The sequence below is a fragment of the Xanthomonas sp. 1678 genome (assembly GCF_031455575.1).
Taxonomy (GTDB): Bacteria; Pseudomonadota; Gammaproteobacteria; order Xanthomonadales; family Xanthomonadaceae; genus Xanthomonas_A.
In genome coordinates this window covers 194935-213356 of sequence record NZ_JAVDSZ010000002.1, presented here as the reverse complement: position 1 = coordinate 213356, position 18422 = coordinate 194935, and the positions used below count along the sequence as shown (strand labels likewise).

The window sequence follows — 18422 nt, the reverse complement described above, 5'->3', positions numbered from 1 at the left end:
TCAGGCGCATCAGCCTACGCATCGTCGCAGAGCCGGTAGCCGTGGCCGGGCACGGTATGCAGCAGCGGCGTGTCCGCCGGCGTCTCGATCGCCCGGCGCAGCACATGCATATGCGAGCGCAGCAGATCGGTCCCGGGCACGATGTCGCCCCACGCGGCCCGCTCCAGCCGCGCGCGGCTGACGATGTTCGGGCTCTCGCGCATCAGCAGCTCCAGCAGGCGCCGCCCGATCCGGGTCAGCGCCACGTTCCTGCCGGCGCGCCGGACCTGCAGCGTGCGCAGATCGAACTGCAGGTCGGCGATGGCCAGCACGTGGTCCGGCGCGGCCACCTGCTTGAGCCGCGCCACCAGCGAGCGCAAGCGCACCTCGATCTCCGGCAATGCCACCGGCTTCACCAGATAGTCGTCCAGGCCCGCTTCGAAGCCGTCGATCTTGTCCGCGAGCTGGTCGCGCGCGGTCAGCATGATCACCGGCACCTGCTTCCTGGCTTCCTGCCGCAGCCTGCGCAGCACGGTGAGGCCGTCGAGCCGGGGCAGGTTCCAGTCCAGCAGGATCGCGTCGTAGTCCTTGGACGAGGCCAGGTGCAACCCCGACAGGCCATCGGGCGCGGCATCGAGACTGTGGCCGCACCCGGCCAGGTAGTCGTAGAGGTTCGCCGCCAGCTGCGCGTTGTCCTCGATGATCAGAATGGACAGATGGTCTTTGCTCATGGTCCTGCCCTGTGCGCTGCCGCCTGCGTCCACGTTACCAAACGCATGGCGCCGCTCGCTGCGCGCCGCCGCCGGTCGCGGCCGGCACCGCCCGCACCGGGACCGCGCGCGCCGCTCATGCGCCGCTCCCGGCGGCGCCGCGCGCGGCAGCGTCCGCACGCCCCTTCAGCCGCGCCTTGGCCGCTTCGATGGCGTCGTCCATGTAGCTGTAGGCGACCGGGATCACCAGCAGGCACAGCACGGTCGAGGTGATCAGCCCGCCAATGACGCCGATCGCCATCGGCGACCGGAAACTGGGGTCGGCGCCGAGGCCGATGGCGATCGGCAGCATGCCCGCGCCCATGGCGATGGTGGTCATGACGATCGGGCGGGCGCGCTTACGGCAGGCGTCGACGATGGCGGCCAGCCGGTCCAGCCCGTGATCGCGGCGGGCGATGACGATGTAGTCCACCAACAGGATGGAGTTCTTGGTGGTGATGCCCATCAGCATGATCAGGCCGATCATCGACGGCATCGACAGCGTGGAGCCGGTCGCCAGCAAGGCCGCGAACGCCCCGGGCACCGACAGCACCAACGCCACCAGCACGGTCAGCGGCTGCGCGAAGTCCTTGAGCAGCAGCACCAGCACCATGTAGACGCACAGCACCCCGGACAGCATCGCTATCGCGAAGCCAGTCGCCAGCTCGCCCATCGCCTCGGCGTCGCCGGTCGCGGCCACCGACACGCCCTTGGGCAGGTTGCGCAGGCTCGGCAGCGCCGCCGCGGCGGCCTCGACCTCGCCCAACGGCAGACCGTTGAGTTCCACGCTCAGATCGACGTTGCGGATGCGGTCGTAACGCGTGAGTTCGGAAGGCCCGCTCAGGATCTGCAGGTCCGCCACGCTCTCCAGCGGCACCGGCCCGCGCGCGCCCGGCACCGGCAGCCGGCGCAGCGTGTCCAGATCGTCGCGGCCGCTGTTGGCCAGCCGCACCACGATCGGCACCTGGCGCTCGCTCAGGTTCAACTTCGCCAGCGCCTGGCTGTAGTCGCCCGCCGTCGCCACCCGCAGCGTTTCGGCAATCGCCGCCGAGGTCACGCCCAGGTCGGCGGCGCGGGCGAAATCGGGGCGCACCACCAGCTCCGGCCGCACCAGGCTGGCCGACGAGGTGACCGCGCCGATCCCGGGGATGCTCCTGAGTTCGCGCTCCACGCGGCTCGCGTGCTGCGCGAGCAGTTGTCCATCCTCGGCCGCCAGCACCAAGGCGTAGCCTTCGCTGCTCTCGCCGCTGCCGACGCTGACGCGCGCGCCCGGCAACAGCACCAGGTCCTTGCGCAGCTGGCCTTCGATGGCTTGCCTGGTCGCGCCGTCGCGGTCCTTGCGCGGCGTCAGGTTCGCGGTGAGCACGGCGGTGGTGACGCCTGCCGCAGGCCCGCCGCCCTCGTCCGGATCGGACGACGCGGCCGGCGCGCCGATGGCGGTGTACACGGAGACCACGTGCGGATGGGCGGCCAGTGTACGCCGCGCCTGCTCGGCCAAGGCGCGGGTCTCGGCCAGCCTGCTGCCCGGCGGAAGCGACAGGGTGACCTGGGTCTGGTCGCCATCGTCGGCGGGAATGAACTCGCCGGGAAGCTGCAGCGCGATCGCCAGCCCGCCCAGCACCAGCAGCGCCGTCGCGCCCAGGGTGGCGGCGCGGTGCCGCAGGCAGGCGTGCACCCATTGCAGATAGACCGCGATCCACTTCGGACTGGCGGGCGCATGCTTCGGCGCCTTGAGCAGATACGCGGCCATCGTCGGCGTCAGCATCCGCGCCACCACCAGCGAGAAGAACACTGCGATGGCCGCGGTCCAGCCGAACTGCACGAAGTACTTGCCCACCACGCCGCCCATCAGCGAAGTCGGCAGGAACACCGCGATCAGCGTGAAGGTGGTGGCCACCACGGCCAGGCCGATCTCGTCGGCGGCCTCGATCGCCGCGCGCATCGGCGGCTTGCCCATCAGCAGATGCCGCTCGATGTTCTCGATCTCCACGATGGCATCGTCCACCAGCACGCCGATCACCAGCGACAACGACAGCAGCGAGACGATATTCAACGAAAACCCCAGCAGGTACATCACCGCGAAGGTCGGAATGGCCGATAGCGGCAGCGCCACCGCGGCGATCACGGTGGCGCGCCAATCGCGCAGGAAGAAGAACACCACCAGCACCGCCAGCACCGCGCCTTCCAGCAGCAGCGTCATCGATCCGCGGTAGTTGTCCACGACCGGATCGACCGAGTTCACCGCCTCGGTGAACTGCATTTCGGGATGCGCGGCTTTCAGCTCCTGCACGATGGCGCGCGCGGCCTGCGCGACATCGATCTCGCCAGCGCCGCGCGCCCGCAACACGTCGAACCCCACCGCGGGGCGGCCGTCGAACAGCGCCAGCGAGCGCGGTTCCGTGGCCGTGTCGGTGACCGTGGCGAGCTGGTCCAGGCGCACCCGGCGCCCATCGCCCAGCGACACGTCCAGCGAGGCGATGTCGTCGGCCGTGGCGACGGTGGCGATGGTGCGCACCGACTGCTCCGCGCCGCCCACTTCCACGCGCCCGCCGGACGCCTCCTGCTGCAGTTCGCGCACCTGCGCGGAGATATCGGCCGCGGTCGCGTTCAAGGCGAGCAGGCGGTCGGGATCCAGTTCCACGCGCACTTCCCGCGTCACCCCGCCCACGCGCGACACGGCACCGATGCCCGGCACCGCCAGCAGCCGCTTGCGGACCAGGTTGTCGACGAACCAGGACAGCGCTTCGCCGTCCAGCCGCGTGGAGGTCACCGTGTACGTCAGCACCGGCTTGCTCGCCAGGTCTACCTTGGTGATGACCGGGTCGCGCAGGTCCGCGGGCAGGTCGGCGCGCGTGCTCGACACCGCGTCGCGCACGTCGTCCATCGCCTCCTGCAGCGGCTTGTCGAGATGGAACTCGGCGGTGACGGTCGCGGTGCCGTCGGTCAACGTGCTGGTGATGTGCTTGATGCGCGGAATGTTCGCCAGCGCGTCCTCGATCTTCCGCGCCACGTCGCTTTCCAGCTGCGGCGGCGAGGCGCCGGGCAGCTCCGCGCTCACCGTGACGATCGGGAAATCGATGTCGGGGAAGCTCTGCACCTTCATCGCCAGGAACCCGCCGATGCCGGCGAGCGTCAACAGGATGAACAGCAGCGACGTGGCGACCGGATTGCGGATCGACCAGGTGGACACATTGAGGCTCATGGCGCGGCCCCGCCCGAGGCCGTCGCGTTCGGCCGCGCGGGATCGGCGCCGCGCACCACCCTGACGGTGTCGCCCTCGCTCAGGAAGCTCAGCCCCGAGGCGACGATCGCCTCGGCAGCGGCGAGTCCGCCGACGATCTCGATGCGCTCGCCCGCGCGCCGCCCGACCGCCACCTTGGTCAGCATGACGCTGGACTTGCGATCCAGGCGCATCACGTAGTGGAAGCCGTCGCGCAGCACCACCGCGCCCTGCGGCACGGTCAGCGCCTGGCTTGCGCCGACCTCGATGTGCCCGCGCGCGAACGCACCGGCCTGCAGCGCGCGGCCGGGCGGCAGATCCACATAGACCAGGCCGGTGTGCGTCTGCGCATCGATGGCCGGCGCGACGATCCGCAGCCGGCCCTCGATGGGCGGCTGCCCGTGCACCGCGATCACCGCGCGCTGCCCCGGCGCCAGCCTTGCGATGTCCGCCATCGCCACGCTCGCGCGCCATTCGAGCCGGCCATCCTGGATCAGGCGGAACAGTTCCTGTCCCGCCGGCATCACCGCGCCGACCGTGGCCGAGCGCGAGGTGATGATCCCGTCGCCGGGCGCGAGCACCCGCGTCTGCGCCAGCCGCAGGCGGTGCCGCGTCTCGATCGCCTGCGCCACGTCCAGTCTGGCCAGCGCGGTCCTGGCCGCCACGACCAGCTGATCGACCTGTTGGGTCGACATGGCGCCGGATTTATCCAGTTTCCGCGCGCGTTCGGCATTGGCCTGCGCCTCCCAGGATTGCGCCTTGGCCTGGGCCACCGACGCCTGCGCCTCGGCCACGTCGGCGGCCACCATCTCCGGCGCGAACTGCGCCAGGAGCTGGCCGCGCCGCACCGTATCGCCCACGTTGACCTTCACCTCGGTGAGGCGCAGCCCATCCACTTCGGTGCCGACACTGGCTTCCTGCCACGCGGCGATGTTGCCGCTGGCCGGGATGCGCACGGGCAGCGTGGCCACCTGCGCCGTCGTCATGACCACGGACAGCACGGGCACCGGCGCTGCGGCGGTTGCGTCGGCCTGGCTGTCGCTTCCGGGTTTTACGGCCACCACCACCAGGGCGATGGCCATCATCAGGACCACCGCGCCGATGGGCACGATTCGGCGTTGCTTCATTGGGATTCCTTCGCTTGTGGCGCGCTTGCCGCTCGGCCCGAGAGGGGGCATGCGCCGATCATCGGCCGCGGATGTCGCGGAAATGTCGCGCGCGGTCGCGGCGGCAGCGTCAGCAGAAGCTCAGAGCGATCGCAATGCTCGATGGCGCAAGCGGTGGCGCCGCGCCTGCGCGGGCCTTACGCAGCGCCATACCAAATAAGTGGTGCTGGAATCGGCGATGTCGCCGTTCTTCTCCAGAGTGAAATCCAGGTTGACGATCTGCCCGCTGCGCAGCACGTCGAGGCCGACGAAGCGGCCGCGCTGCACCAAGACACGCCCGCTGGCGCGCCGAACTAGGCATGCGCAACGCGGCGGTACGCCGACGCGTCCGCCGTGACGCCCCACCCGGCCCGCAGTTCCTGCGCGGTGGCGAGGCGGGTGCATCTCATCTTGCGCACGCGCGCCGCCACCAATGCCGCAGGCGCCTACCTCACTTGAACACCGGGATCGTCCCGGACCCGGTGCTGCGGTCGCCCGCGGCCTTCAGCTTCCGGCCCAGGTCGCGGATGCGCTGCTCGCCGGCCGCGAGCGCCTGCGCCGAGGTGTGCACCGAGTAATTGCCCATGTGCAGCGCATGCGGATGCGGCACCGCCGAGCCGAGCACGAACACGGCAGGCTCCTGCCCGCGCGCTTCCAGCGCGATCGGCGCGCCGTCATCGGCGAAGATCACCATCTCGCCGCGCGACACCGGCGCACCGGCATCGAGCGCGCCACTTGCGAGCGCCAGCCACGCCACCTGGTGGCCGGCCGGCGGCTGGTAGACCCAGCGCTCGCCCGGACGCAGCGTGACCAGCAGATAGTTGATCCCGTCCGGCGCGTCGATCGGGCTGTGGATGCCGTCGTAGTGGCCGATCACCACGTGCGCGGGCCCGGCCGTGGCCATGTCCTGCGCTTCGACGTAACGGCTCTGCGGTTCCGACGTCTCCAGCGCCGCCGGCAGCGCCAGCCACAGCTGGAAACCCTGGATGTGCGACGCGTCGGGCGGCGGCGTCATCTCCTTGCCGTGCCACACGCCGATCCCGGCGCGCATCCATTCCACGCCGCCGTAGCCGATCTCGCCGCGGCCGCTGCCCGGGTCGTCGTAGCGCATCGTGCCTTCGGTGAACACGGTGACCGTGGCGATGCCCGAATGCGGATGCAGCGGCATACCGGCCATCGCCTGCAGGGTCGGGCCCTGCGCCTCGAAGATGTCCAGGAACACGAACGGCTTCAGCGCCTGGCCGAGATCCGACGGGCTCATCAGCCGGGTGATGGGACCTGCGCCATGGCCGCGGGTGCGATGCACGATGGCACGCGGCGCCGCAGGCGCAGGCGTGGCGGGCGGAAGAACCGGGGTGGACAGGGTCTGCATGGCGTGCGCTCCCGCGTTCATGCCGGACGCACGGTGCGCAGCACCGTCGCGAAGTGGCCGCGATGCAACCAGGCGACCGTGGCGGTGACCAACATCAGCACGATCGCCGGGACCGGGCTGCCGCCGATCACGAACAGGTGCACGCCGGCGGCCACGAACATCATCGCCGCCAGCCAGGCGCCGGAGAACGCGACCGTGGCCGGCAGCAGCAGCGCGATCGCGCCGATCACCTCGATCACGCCGGTGACGATGCGGAACCACTGGCCGAGCCCGATGTGGTCGAACACCTCGACCATCATCGGCACGCCGGCCAGCTTGGCGCCGCCGGCCGCCAGGAAGGCCGCGGCGGCGAAGATCCGCAGCGTCCAGGACAGGCCGCGGGTGAAGCGCCCGGACGGCGCGTGGTTGGGAAAGGAAGAGGTGGTCATGGTGTGCGGTCTCGATGGAGTGTGAAGAGGAAGAGCGATGGAGCGGGCGCTGCCGCCATGCCGATGCGGCGGCGCATCGGAGCGCACCGCCGCAGGCATGCGCAGGCTCAGCGCGCGGCCAGCGCCTGCAGTTCCGGGACGTACCAGGCGAACAGTTCGCGCGCCTTGTCGGCCAGCGGGGATTTCCAGTCGCGGAACAGCTCGGTCCACAGCGCCAGCGCCGTGGTCGGCACCGCGCCGGCCGCGGTCAACCGCTCGATCGCGGTGCGGTGCGCCAGTTGCGACATGCCGCCGACCGCATCGACCACGAACATCGCCTCATACCCGTCGCGCAGCGCGTCCACGACCGGGAACGCCAGGCAGATCTCGGTATACAGCGCGCCGAACACCAGCCGCTTGCGGCCGGTGCGTTCGATCGCCGCGCGGAAGGCGCCGTCTTCCCATGCGTTCATCGAGCTGCGGTCGATGACTTCCACGCCCGGCAGTTCCTCCAGGATCGAGGCGCGGGTCGGCCCGTTGACGCCCATCTGCACGCCGACGGTGCTCAACACCACCGGGATGCCGAACGCCTTGGCCGCCTTGATCAACAGGCGCACGTTCAGATCGATCGTCGCCGCGTCGGTCTCCGAACGCACGTGCTCGAACATTTCCTTCTGGTAGTCGATCAGGACCAGGGCCACGTCTTCCGACCGCCACACGCCTTTGCTGTTGCTCATTGCCGTCTCCTCGGTGGCCGCCGGGATGGCGACCTTGGAGCAGACTTTGACGTTCCCCATTGCGGCATACTAGCCACACAAACCGGCATTCCGTGTCGCAAAAACAGGAACACCCATGGACATCGAGGATCTCCGCACCTTCGTCGAGGTGGCCGATGCCGGCGGCGTGTCGCCGGCCGCGCGGCGCCTGGGCCTGGCCAAGTCCATCGTCAGCCGCCGCCTGCTCCGGCTCGAGGAGGAGCTGGGCACCCAGTTGCTCGCCCGCACCACCCGCGGCGCGGCCGTCACCGAGGCCGGCGCCACCTTCCGCGAACACGCCGCGCGCATCTGCGCCGAGATGGACGTGGCGCGCGAGACCATCTTCCCGGCCGGCGACCTGCGCGGCCGCCTGCGCATCGCCGCGCCGCTGACCTTCGGCCCCACCCACCTGGCGCCGGTGCTCGCCGAACTGGCGCGCCGGCACCCCGCGCTGCACGTGCACACCTGCTACAGCGACCGCTTCATCGACCTGGTCGCCGAGGGCTTCGACTGCGCCATCCGGCTCGGCTACCTGCCCGACTCCAGCTTGGTCGCGCGCCGCGTGGCGCCGATGCGCGGCAGCCTGGTGGCCACCCCCGGCTACCTGCGCGAGCACGGCGAACCGGACACGCCCGAGGCGCTGCTGGCGCACGAAGCGCTGATGCAGGGCACCGAGGCCTGGCGGCTGACGGACGGCGACAAGACGATCACCCTGCACCCGCGCGGGCGCTTCAAGGCCGACAACGGCGCCGCGCTGACCGCCGCCGTCCTGGCCGGGCTCGGCATCGCCGCATTGCCGGATTTCCTGATCGCCGACCACATCACCTCCGGCGCGTTGGTGCGGGTGCTGACCGACTACCCCCCGTCCGCGGTCGGCCTGTACGTGGTCAGGCCGCCGGCCGCGCACCCGGCGCGCAAGATCCGCGTGCTGACCGACCTGCTGATCGAACACTTCGGCTGAGACGCATCCTGCGCCTGCGCGATTCGTGCAGGTGCACAGGTGCGCCCGAAGGCCGATGGCGAACTACGCGCATCCATCGATTCGCAAAGCTGCTGCACTGGATCGAAGCCGCGAGCCCACGGTTGAACTGCCGACGCTACAACGTGAGCGGCGGCATGCACGCGCAATCGCAAGCCACATGGACGCGCACCCTTTCGCAGCACAGGCGGTACATCGCGCGCAGGTGCGATCGACAACGCTCCACCTAGCATCGCCTGCAGCGTTTGCCTGCGACAGCAAGCAACCATCCAGCCGATGGAGCCGGCTCCACCACCGTCAGGAAGGCGCGGTAACGGCAGCGCAGATCGGCTAGGGTAAAACCGCGCGTTTGCTACGATGCGCCGACTTGGAACCGCACAAGCAACGCTCATGGCGCCAATGAAGTTTCCCGAACCCGACCTGTTTTCCCCGGGTCGAGGCGAGCCATCCCTGCGCTGGGGCGTGCTCGGCCCAGGATCGATCGCATCGGCGTTCGTCGAGGCGCTGCGCAGCCACACCCGGCAGCGGCCATTCGCGGTCGCCTCGCGAAATCCCGAACGCGCCTATGCCTTTGCCAGGACCTGGGGGTTGCAGCGCGCATACGACAGCTACGAGGCGTTGGTCGAGGATCCCGAAGTCGACATCGTCTACGTCGCCACGCCCCACAGCGAGCATCTGGCGAATGGATTGCTGGCCTTGCGCGCGGGCAAGCATGTGCTGATCGAAAAGCCCATCGCGATGCGCGCGGACGATGCGCACCTGCTGGTCCGGGAAGCGCGCGAGCGCGGGCGATTCCTGATGGAGGCCATGTGGAGCCGGTATCTTCCGCACACCTCGGTGCTGCGGAAGTTGCTGGCCGACGGCGCGATCGGCGACGTGCGCCATGTCTTTGCGGACTTGAGCCAATTGGGCCCCAGCGACCCCGCGCATCGCCTGCACAAACCGGAACTCGGCGGCGGCGCGCTGCTCGACCTCGGCGTGTATACCGTGCAGTTCTCGTCGATGATCCTGGGCGCGCCCACGGCCATCGCGGCGAACGGCGCACTGACGGACGCCGGCGTCGACGCATTTTCCACCGTGGTGCTGGCCCATGGACGGCACGCGCAATCGACGCTGATCAGTTCGATCATGGCCCGCAGCAGCTCCACCGCCCATGTCACCGGGACGGGGGGACGCATCGACCTCGGCGGGTCGTTCCACAATCCCACGACGCTACGCCTTGCCGGCAACGACTACGCCAGCGAGCCCTCGGTGTGGAAGGATCCCACCGGCATCGAGGGCTACGGCGGCCTTGCGTGGCAAGCGACAGCGGCCGCACGCTACATCGGCGAAGGCCGCACCGAATCGCCGCTTCATCCGCTCGACGAGGTGGTCCGGATCATGGCCACGCTGGACGCGGCGCGGGCGCAACTGGGTACCGGCAGCAGTGACTGACACGCCAGGCGGTCGCGTCCTGCAGCCAGGGCAGCGTTGCGAAGTCTGGATCGCGGATGTGGTGGAAGGCCGATCCCGGCTCGCCTTCGCAACGCAGGAGATTCTGCTCGAAGCGCCGAACTGGCTTGCGCACGAAGACGCGCTGCTCCTGAACGGCAACGGCCGCCTGTTCCGGTTGTCGTTGTCCGACGCGCGCCTCGGCCCTGTCCCCATCTCGGGGATTCCGCCGATCAACAACGACCACGTGGTCGATCGCGCAGGGCGCCATGTCTATCTCTCGGCGGACGATGGCCACCTCTATCGTGCGCCAGTGGCCGGGGGCGCCGCCACGCGGATTTCGGAGGCCGCCGACATGATGCATTTCCTGCATGGCATCGACCCTGCCGGGACGCAGTTGGCCTTCATCGGCGTGCACCGCGGCGGGACGCCTGGCGCGCAGCAGGCGCAGGTCCACACCATGTCCACGGCAGGAGGCGGCTACCGCCAGTTGACGCATGGCCTCGGCCCCGCGGACGGCTGCGAATACAGCCCGGACGGACAATGGCTCTACTTCAACACCGAAGCGTTCGACGGCCGCATGCAGATCGCGCGCATGCGCGCGGATGGGAGCGAGATCGCGCAATTGACGTTCGACGATTGCGCGAACTGGTTTCCCCACCTGTCGCCGGATGGAACCAAGCTCGTCTACCTGGCATTTCCTCCCGGCACCCAGGGCCACCCGGGCGACGTCTGGGTGGAGATCAAACGGATCGACCTGCCCGAGTGGCGATCCGGCAAGACCCTCGCGCGCGTCTACGGCGGACAAGGCAGCATGAACGTCAATAGCTGGTCCGCGGACGGCAGGTTCTTCGCGTATGCCGCCTATCCGGCCGCAGGCATGCAGGCGTAGCGCTTCGGCGCCGAGAACGGAAATGACGCGACGCGTCTAGACGCTGCACGACGCTGTGCGCGGCGGCGCCCCCCTGCGCCAGGCGCCTGCCTGGCGTTTCCCGGTTCACCGCAGGCATCCGCTGCGGCCATGCCTCTCCCGACTTTCGCCGGCCAACCCGAGACGTCCAGCATGCCCTGTTGAGCGTGTAGCCTGTTGCGTTCCAGTTCGTGTGACTGGACGGACGCATCGTGGTCGCCCGCAACGGCGGTGTGCCAGCGCGCCTGCCGCGCGACACCATGTCGTCGGCGCACGATGCGGGAGTCCGGTGATGCACGCGCCAGCTTCCGACAAACCGGTATACGCCCCGCACCGCACCCGCATCAGTCGATCCGACAAAGCGGTTTCTCATCACACCGCAGCGTCAGCACACGCACCCCTGTGCGCGTCACCGCCACCGTGTGTTCGAACTGCGCCGACAGCTTGCCGTCGCGGGTATGCACCGGCCACTGCTCCGGCTCGGAGCGGATCGCCGCCCGGCCCTGGTTGAGCATCGGCTCGATGGTGAACACCATGCCTTCCTGCAGTTCCAGCCCGGTGCCGGCATGGCCGTAGTGCAGGATCTGCGGATCCTCGTGCATCTCGCGGCCGATGCCGTGCCCGCAATATTCCTTCACCACGCTGTAGCCGTGCTCGCGCGCATGGCGGGCGATGGCGTGGCCGATGTCGCCCAGCCGCGCGCCCGGGCGCACCGCGCCGATACCTTTCCACATCGCCTGGTAGGCCGTCTGCACCAGCCGCCGCGCCGGATAGGCGACCTCGCCGACCAGATACGTGGTGCTGGAATCGGCGATGTAGCCGTTCTTCTCCAGGGTGATGTCCAGGTTGACGATCTGGCCGCTGCGCAGCACGTTGTCGGCCGCGGGCACGCCGTGGCAGACCACGTCGTCGATCGAGGCGTTGAGCACGAACGGGAACCCGTACTGGCCCTTGCTGGCCGGCCGCGCGCCCAGCTCCTCGACGATCATCCGTTCCACGAAATCGTTGATCTGCAGCGTGCTGCGGCCTTCCAGCGGCAGCTGGTCCAACGCGTCGAACACCCGCGCCAGCAGCCGGCCGGACTCGGCCATCAACGCGAGTTCGTCCGGCCGCTTGATCACGCCCGCCCCGGCTTCAACGCCTGCGGCTGCACCCCGGCCGCGCGCAGCTCGCGCGCCACCAAGTCCTGGAACGACAGCTCCGGATGCATCTCGCACAGCATCCCGATCCTGATCCAGAAGGTGGCCTGCGCATTGATCGAGCGGCTGGTCACCGTGCAGGCGCGGCGCAGCTGGTCGTGCAAGTCGTCGTCGATGTTGACGATGCCCATGTCGGCTCTCGAGGGAAGTTATGCATGGATCATATACGTTTCGTATATGCCTAACAATCGGCACCGCGGCGCCGAGATCGCCCGCCCCTTCGAGCCAAGCGTTGCCGCGCATGCCCGCGGCGCGGCGCCAAGGAGGCGCCGCCAATCGCGGCACAGGGATTGCAGTGCCTAGTCCATAGCCCCGAGCGGCAGGCGGACATGATTGCAGGCAAACACCGAAGGTACCTGGTCCAGCGCGTCGCGCTGCACCTGTTCGTCACCGCGGCGTGGGCGATGCTGGTCGCGTCCGAGTACTCGTCCCTGCGCGACGCCCGCACCACCGCATTGCGCACCGCGCAGACCAGTTCGCTGAATCTGGCCAGCTCCCTCGCCCAGCACACCAGCGACTCGTTCGCGATCGCCGAGACCGTGCTGTCGGGCATCGCCGCGCGCGTGGAAACCGGCAACACCGAGCCGAAGGCGCTGCACGCGTTCCTGGTGGAAGAAGCCAACCGCTCCGACCGCGTGCACGCCATCTTCGTCTACGACGCCGACGGCAAATGGGTGAACTCCTCGCTGCCGGGCGGGCCCAGGCACCACAACAATTCCGACCGCGCCTACTTCAAGCACCACCAGGCCCAGAACGACAGCCTGGTGTTCGTCGGCCACCCGATCCAGAGCCGCTCCGACGGCTCGTGGATCGTCACCTTGACCCGGCGCATCAACAATCCCGACGGCTCCTTCGGCGGCGTCGTGCTGGCCAGCATCCGCGTGGAGTACTTCAAGCGCTTTCACAGCACGTTCGACGTCGGGCAACGCGGATCCATCGCCATCATCCACGACGACGGCACCATCGTCTCGCGCCACCCGGGCGACGAGAGCCTGAGCGGCACCAGCATCGCCGGCACCCCGATCCACCGCACGATGCAGGAACTGCACCGCGGCTGGGTCATCAACGTGTCCCCGCTCGACGGCGTGGAGCGCATTTCCGGATTCGCCCAGGCCCGCCCGTATCCGCTGTCGGTGCTGGCCGGCGTCTCCTCCAACGAAGTGCTCGCGCCATGGCGCGCACTGGCCGTGCGCCGCTCCATCATCACCCTCATCGGCTGCGTCCTGTTCGTCGGCCTCGGCATCTGGCTGGACCAGCAACTGCGGCGCATGCACGCCAGCGAGACCAAGCTCAGCACCGAGGCCTGGATCGACCCGCTCACCGGCATCTACAACCGCCGCGGCTTCGACCACAAGCTGCGCCGCGCGCTGCAGCAGAGCGAAGCCGGTCACCTGCCGGTCGCGCTGCTGATGATCGATATCGACCACTTCAAGCTCTACAACGACACCTACGGACACGTGAACGGCGACGCCTGCCTGCGCCAAGTAGGCCAGACCCTGACCTCTTGCGCCCTGCGCCTGCACGACGCCGCCGCCCGCTACGGCGGCGAGGAATTCGCCATCGTCCTGCCGTTCACCGACCAGGCCGGCGCCGAGAAACTGGCCGAACAGGTGCGCGCGGCGGTGCACGCACTGGACCTGCCGCACGCCTCCAGCCCGACCAGTTCCCAGGTGACGGTGAGCATCGGCGTCGCATGCGCGAGCATCGAGGACCAACGCTGGTCGGCCGCGGACCTGGTCGGCAAGGCGGACGCTGCACTGTACCGGGCCAAGCAGGCGGGGCGGGATCGGGTTTCGGCCTAGCCGCGTAAGCCCTCGCGCGAGGTGGACCCACACTCGGAATCTCACGGATTCCGCTGAATACATCGGCGATCAAAACCGCAGGCGTTGATGCCATGCGATTGACACGCTGCCCGCTTGGCTCGGCTGGCCCAGCTAAGAGGCCATCCCTTCGAGCGCAGCGGCAGCCTGTTCGAGCCCGCCTAGGATGGCGTCGGCGACGCGCAGCGAGAAATCTTGTGGCAAGTCCGCGCGCGCCTCGGCGATGGCGGCAGGTGTGCGCGCCAGGATCTCTTCGATGACCGGCTCGGCGGTCGACGCATAGCCAACCCGCTGCGCCGTGCTGCTGAAATGCCTGCGCTGGATGCTGTGCATCGCGTAATGCTTGTTCTTGCCCAGCAAGGCCATGGCCAACTTGATGTCGTAGGGCGACCACTGATGGGGGCCATCGCCCAATACCGGATAGGCCGACATCACGTCATACAGCCGAGTCAACTGGAAGCGGCCACGCGGCAGAAGCTGGATACTGAAATTCTTGGCATGGCCATCGGGCGCGCGCAGCAGCCAGAACAGCACCTGCGCAGCCAGCACCGTCTTCATGTCGGCCTCGGCATCGACCGACTGACGCAGTGTGCCGAACAGAGCCCTGAGCCCTGGACCGCCCTCGTTCTCGTACTTGCGTAGCGGTGAGCAGCCCTCGACCTGGCAGAAGTCTTCCTGCGGCAGGCGCATGAGCCACTGTCCATTGGGCGCCAGGCGCCGGTCGAAGCGCTCCACTACCAGCACGCGCTGCTGGCCGAAGCGGGCGATGCGCGCATCGGCCACGTTCAACCCATAGGCCTTCAACAGCCGCAGGCACAGCCATTCGTTGTCGACGGAGGTGCTGAAATCCGCCCGCCGCCCGCCCACCAGGCCCATCGGGAGCTTGAAGATGTGGCTGGTCGGCGTGGCACCGCGCGGTGCGTGCCATTGGCCGCCCCACCACAGGAAGGCCGTCTTCTCTTGCGCACCAGCCAAGGAAATACGGAAGTCCGCATCCGGGTCGCGGTGCGCGGCGAAGGCATGCGGCGAGACGGTCTCGATCAGGTGTCGTTCGATGTCCTCTTCCGACAGGGGCACGCCGTCGATGCGTTCGACATCCTGCGGCACCTCGTCATCGCCCAGGATCTGCACCGCCCCCACGCAATCGCGCCCGACTGCGCTCAGCAGATCGAAGGGATCGGTGGATTGCGCCCTGAAGCGCTGCGCCACGCGCCGGCGGATCGCATCGCTATCCGGCAGCAGGTTGTCGAAGTAGTTGAAGACCTTCTCGCCCTTGAGCGGCTGGTTCTGCAGATTGAACGGCAGCGATAGCGACAGCGGCCGGCCAACGTCGGCACCCACCCAGTCCGTGTCGTAGTGCAGTTCCATGTCCCCGCGTGTGGGCATCGTCCAGCGCGCGACGCGGACGCCGTTGGTCCAGATGGACAGGCTGCGGCTGTGGGATCGGCGCCCCATGTCACCACCCCACAGGCGCGCTGGAGCGCGCGCCAGCGTCGCCGCGGGCGCCAATGGTCAACTCCAACCCCAGCGCCGCGCACCAGGCCAAGAGTTGCTCGACGCTCAACGCATGGGCGTTCAGTTCCAGATGGGAGACGCGCGATTGGCTCAAGCCAAGACGGCTAGCCAACGCCGCCTGAGTCAGGCCTTTGGCCTTGCGCGCGGCCTGCAGCGTCGCGCCTAGCTGCGTCGCGGTGACCAGAACATGGCGTATCGACATTGGGCTGCACCCGTAATACAACTAAACGCAAAATACCTGCAAAACAAATAAGCGTCAAATAGCTGATATGCAAGTTAAGTAGGCATTCTGCGCATGGCCGCGTCCGATCGCCGTGCGCCGTAGCGGAGGCGGGGGGCGTCGCCTGGGCGACACGAAACGCAGCTACTCCATGCCCTCAACTCGATCGGAGACCGCTGCTTGGCTGCGCGTGCTGCCGCGACCGCTTGCGCGCGCGTACTGCGTCGGCGGCTGTCCGACGTGGCGCGCGAAGGCGACGCTGAAGGTGCTCGCGGAGCTGTAGCCGACGCGCTCGGCGATGTCGGCGATGCCGAACTCGGTGCGGCGCAACAGGTCCTTGGCCAATGCCATGCGCCAGGCGAGCAGGTATTCCATCGGCGCCATGCCCACGGTGCGGCCGAAGCGCTCGAAGAACGCCGAGCGCGACAAGGCGGCTTCCTTCGCCAGCGCCACCACCGTCCATGCGCGCGTGGGCTGTTCGTGCATCGCGCGGATCGCCGCGGCAAGGCGCGCATCGGCCAGCCCGCGCGCCAGGCCCGGCGATGCCCCCGTGCCGGCGGCCGAACGCAGGGCTTCGATGAGCAGCACTTCCAGCAGGCGCGCGAGCACCACCTCGCGCGCGGGCCGCGCCTCGCGCGACTCCTCGCTCACCAGGTGCACCAGCGTGGCGAGTCGTTGCTCGCCGCGCACGCAGACCAGTTGCGGCAGCAGCGAGACCAGCAGTGCCGCATCCGGCGAGCCGAAGCTGCAGTGGCCGGCCAGGATGCGCAGGTCGGTCGGGCCCTCTTGCGCGCCGATCCGGAACAACCCCGGCCCTAGCGCGGTCGGCATGGTCTCGACCGCACCCTCGTGCGGCACAAGGCTGGACATCGTGACCACGTAAGCCGCCGGGACGAGGACGAAATCGCCTGCCTGCAGCACGATCGGCTCGCCGCCATCGAGCGCCAGCCGGCAGCCGCCCTCCAGCACGGCGCAGTAGAAGGGCTGGCCGGCGTCCGAGCGCCGGATGCGCCATGGACCTGCGCCGACCACATGCTTGGAGAACCGGGCGGTCGGCTGCAGCAGCGTGACCACCTCGGCAAGAGGATCCACCATCGCTGGACGCTCGCAAACGAATCAAGGACTCTGAATCGTAGCGAGTACGGCGGCGGCAATCTATCGTCGCTGCATCGTCCACCCATCGAAGGAATCCCCTTGAAGACCGTCCTGATCACCGGCTGCTCCTCCGGCTTCGGCCTGGAAACCGCACGCCACTTCCTCGCCCGCGATTGGCGCGTGCTCGCCACGATGCGCACGCCGCAAGACGACCTGCTGCCGCCCTCGGAACAGGTGCGCGTGCTGCCGTTGGACGTCACCGACGCGCAGAGCATCCGCGCCGCCGTCGCGGCCGCCGGCCCGATCGACGTGCTGGTCAACAACGCCGGCTTCGGCGCGCCCGCGCCATTCGAGTTGACGGACATGGAGACCGTGCGCGCCCTGTTCGACACCAACACCTTCGGCACCATGGCAGTCACGCAAGCGGTGTTGCCGCAGATGCGCGCGCGCGGTGCCGGCGTCATCGTGAACGTCACCTCCAGCGTCACCTACAAGCCGCTGCCGCTGGTCGGCATCTACCGGGCGGCCAAGGCGGCCGTGAATGCATTCTCCGAATCGCTGGCGGGCGAACTCCAGCCGTTCGGCGTGCGCGTGCGCATCGTGCTACCAGGATCTTCCGGCGAGACGCGGTTTCGCGACACCGCCCGCACCCGCCTGCGCGGCATGGACGATGCGGTCTATGGCGACTTCATGCGCCGCACCATCGCGCGGATGGCCGAATCCACCGGTCCCGGGACGCGCATGCAGGACGTCGCCGACGCCGTATGGCGCGCGGCGACCGATGCGTCGACACCGCTGTACCTGCCGGCCGGAGCGGATGCCCTGCAGTGGGCGGCGGAGGCAAGCTGAACCAGCGGCCGCGCCGGGCGCGCCCGCACGACGCACCTGGCGGTTCCGGCATTTGCTGGAAACCTACAGCGGTGCCGTCGACCTGCGGCAGATGGTCAACGAGATCGCTGGAGGCCAAGGGTTTGCAGTGCCGGCAGGTAGCGGTGATCGCCTGCTGGACTCACAGCGTCCCCGGCAACTGCCACACCCAGGGCCAGGCGGCTACAGCGCCGAAGTGGCACCGCGCCGCGTCTTCGCCGCAGGCGCCGCCGCCGGCTCAGCCGTGATCAACAGGGCACCATTGGCCATCGTGATGCGCACCTTGCCGCCCACCGCGAAGCCGAGGCCTTCCAGCCACAGGCCATGCAAGCGCAGGCTGGGCACCTGCCGCCCGACCCGCATGCCATTGCGCTCCACATCGTAGTAGCGATAACCGATGGTGCATTGCGTGGGCCGGCGCGGGACCGAGCGCCTGGGTACTGGATCCTTGTCCGCATCGGGACACAACGGCGGCACCGACGCGCCAGGCAACGGTTCCGCGGCAATCACATCCAAGGAGTCGGGCGATTCGAGCTTGAGCCAGCAGGGCGGCGCCTTGGCGGCGCGGTGAGGGGATTTGGTCGTTGAACGAGCGGCAGCACTACCGGACATGACGTCCTCCATTCGAGTGGGAGTCGCCAAGTGATTTCGGGAGACCAAACCCGGCTGCGGAATTTGTCGCAACAAGCAGATAGTTGCTCGACCAAAAGAGGCTGTCAACGCTTAAAGCATGATACCCGTAGACATTGCGGGACATCC

General features: G+C 68.9%; 17 protein-coding genes and 1 pseudogene. 5 read left to right on the top strand and 13 right to left on the bottom strand.

Annotated features, from left to right (window positions below; genetic code table 11):
- Positions 1–14 precede the first annotated feature (14 nt).
- The 7 genes and pseudogenes from J2Y70_RS04110 to J2Y70_RS04080 all read right to left on the bottom strand — a co-directional run bounded on the left by J2Y70_RS04110 (position 15) and on the right by J2Y70_RS04080 (position 7609).
- Positions 15–695, bottom strand: coding sequence for a response regulator transcription factor (locus J2Y70_RS04110; protein WP_309914685.1), 681 nt, complete (start codon positions 693–695; stop codon positions 15–17).
- Positions 696–825: 130 nt separating this feature from the next.
- A complete protein-coding gene (locus J2Y70_RS04105) occupies positions 826–3930 on the bottom strand; it encodes an efflux RND transporter permease subunit (RefSeq protein WP_309913650.1) in 3105 nt (1034 codons plus the stop codon).
- Complete coding sequence (locus J2Y70_RS04100; RefSeq protein ID WP_309913647.1) at positions 3927–5075, bottom strand: efflux RND transporter periplasmic adaptor subunit; 1149 nt, start codon at positions 5073–5075, stop codon at positions 3927–3929. Before J2Y70_RS04100 ends, J2Y70_RS04105 begins: the two co-directional genes overlap by 4 nt.
- Before the next feature lie 189 nt (positions 5076–5264).
- A pseudogene (locus tag J2Y70_RS04095) lies at positions 5265–5354 on the bottom strand (type I methionyl aminopeptidase); the annotation flags it as partial.
- A 190-nt stretch (positions 5355–5544) separates the two neighbouring features.
- Positions 5545–6465 (bottom strand): pirin family protein, encoded by a 921-nt coding sequence (locus tag J2Y70_RS04090; RefSeq protein ID WP_309913644.1) that lies wholly within the window; start codon positions 6463–6465, stop codon positions 5545–5547.
- Positions 6466–6482: 17 nt separating this feature from the next.
- The gene (locus J2Y70_RS04085) at positions 6483–6893 is read right to left on the bottom strand and encodes a DoxX family protein (RefSeq protein ID WP_309913641.1); all 411 of its coding nucleotides are present in this window, start codon (positions 6891–6893) and stop codon (positions 6483–6485) included.
- Positions 6894–7000: 107 nt separating this feature from the next.
- Positions 7001–7609 (bottom strand): isochorismatase family protein, encoded by a 609-nt coding sequence (locus J2Y70_RS04080; protein WP_263395885.1) that lies wholly within the window; start codon positions 7607–7609, stop codon positions 7001–7003.
- A gap of 115 nt (positions 7610–7724) precedes the next feature.
- Here J2Y70_RS04080 and J2Y70_RS04075 point away from each other — a divergent pair, with 115 nt between their 5' ends.
- The 3 genes from J2Y70_RS04075 to J2Y70_RS04065 all read left to right on the top strand — a co-directional run bounded on the left by J2Y70_RS04075 (position 7725) and on the right by J2Y70_RS04065 (position 10929).
- Complete coding sequence (locus J2Y70_RS04075) at positions 7725–8588, top strand: LysR substrate-binding domain-containing protein (RefSeq protein WP_309913637.1); 864 nt, start codon at positions 7725–7727, stop codon at positions 8586–8588.
- 408 nt (positions 8589–8996) lie between these two features.
- A complete protein-coding gene (locus tag J2Y70_RS04070) occupies positions 8997–10040 on the top strand; it encodes a Gfo/Idh/MocA family oxidoreductase (protein WP_309913634.1) in 1044 nt (347 codons plus the stop codon).
- Positions 10033–10929: a hypothetical protein gene (locus J2Y70_RS04065; RefSeq protein WP_309913631.1), complete on the top strand. Its 897-nt coding sequence runs from the start codon at positions 10033–10035 to the stop codon at positions 10927–10929. The genes J2Y70_RS04070 and J2Y70_RS04065 overlap by 8 nt, the downstream gene beginning before the upstream one ends.
- A 362-nt stretch (positions 10930–11291) precedes the next feature.
- Here J2Y70_RS04065 and map read toward each other — a convergent pair whose 3' ends face one another.
- Both map and J2Y70_RS04055 read right to left on the bottom strand, forming a co-directional pair.
- Entirely contained in the window at positions 11292–12068 is a 777-nt protein-coding gene (gene map / locus J2Y70_RS04060; RefSeq protein ID WP_309913629.1) for a type I methionyl aminopeptidase, read from the bottom strand.
- Positions 12065–12277, bottom strand: a complete 213-nt coding sequence (locus J2Y70_RS04055; protein ID WP_263395890.1) for a ParD-like family protein — start codon at positions 12275–12277, stop codon at positions 12065–12067. The genes map and J2Y70_RS04055 overlap by 4 nt, the downstream gene beginning before the upstream one ends.
- A gap of 198 nt (positions 12278–12475) precedes the next feature.
- Between J2Y70_RS04055 and J2Y70_RS04050 the strand changes: the two genes are divergently transcribed.
- Complete coding sequence (locus J2Y70_RS04050; protein WP_309913625.1) at positions 12476–13948, top strand: sensor domain-containing diguanylate cyclase; 1473 nt, start codon at positions 12476–12478, stop codon at positions 13946–13948.
- A gap of 132 nt (positions 13949–14080) precedes the next feature.
- Here J2Y70_RS04050 and J2Y70_RS04045 read toward each other — a convergent pair whose 3' ends face one another.
- From J2Y70_RS04045 to J2Y70_RS04035, 3 genes are all read right to left on the bottom strand, one after another.
- Positions 14081–15421: a type II toxin-antitoxin system HipA family toxin gene (locus tag J2Y70_RS04045; protein ID WP_309913622.1), complete on the bottom strand. Its 1341-nt coding sequence runs from the start codon at positions 15419–15421 to the stop codon at positions 14081–14083.
- Position 15422: 1 nt separating this feature from the next.
- Positions 15423–15683: a helix-turn-helix transcriptional regulator gene (locus J2Y70_RS04040; protein WP_309913619.1), complete on the bottom strand. Its 261-nt coding sequence runs from the start codon at positions 15681–15683 to the stop codon at positions 15423–15425.
- Positions 15684–15845: 162 nt separating this feature from the next.
- Positions 15846–16796, bottom strand: a complete 951-nt coding sequence (locus J2Y70_RS04035) for an AraC family transcriptional regulator (protein WP_309913617.1) — start codon at positions 16794–16796, stop codon at positions 15846–15848.
- A 99-nt stretch (positions 16797–16895) separates the two neighbouring features.
- Between J2Y70_RS04035 and J2Y70_RS04030 the strand changes: the two genes are divergently transcribed.
- Entirely contained in the window at positions 16896–17645 is a 750-nt protein-coding gene (locus J2Y70_RS04030) for an SDR family oxidoreductase (RefSeq protein ID WP_309913614.1), read from the top strand.
- Between the two features lie 201 nt (positions 17646–17846).
- Here J2Y70_RS04030 and J2Y70_RS04025 read toward each other — a convergent pair whose 3' ends face one another.
- The gene (locus J2Y70_RS04025) at positions 17847–18275 is read right to left on the bottom strand and encodes a SymE family type I addiction module toxin (RefSeq protein ID WP_309913611.1); all 429 of its coding nucleotides are present in this window, start codon (positions 18273–18275) and stop codon (positions 17847–17849) included.
- Positions 18276–18422: the final 147 nt, after the last annotated feature.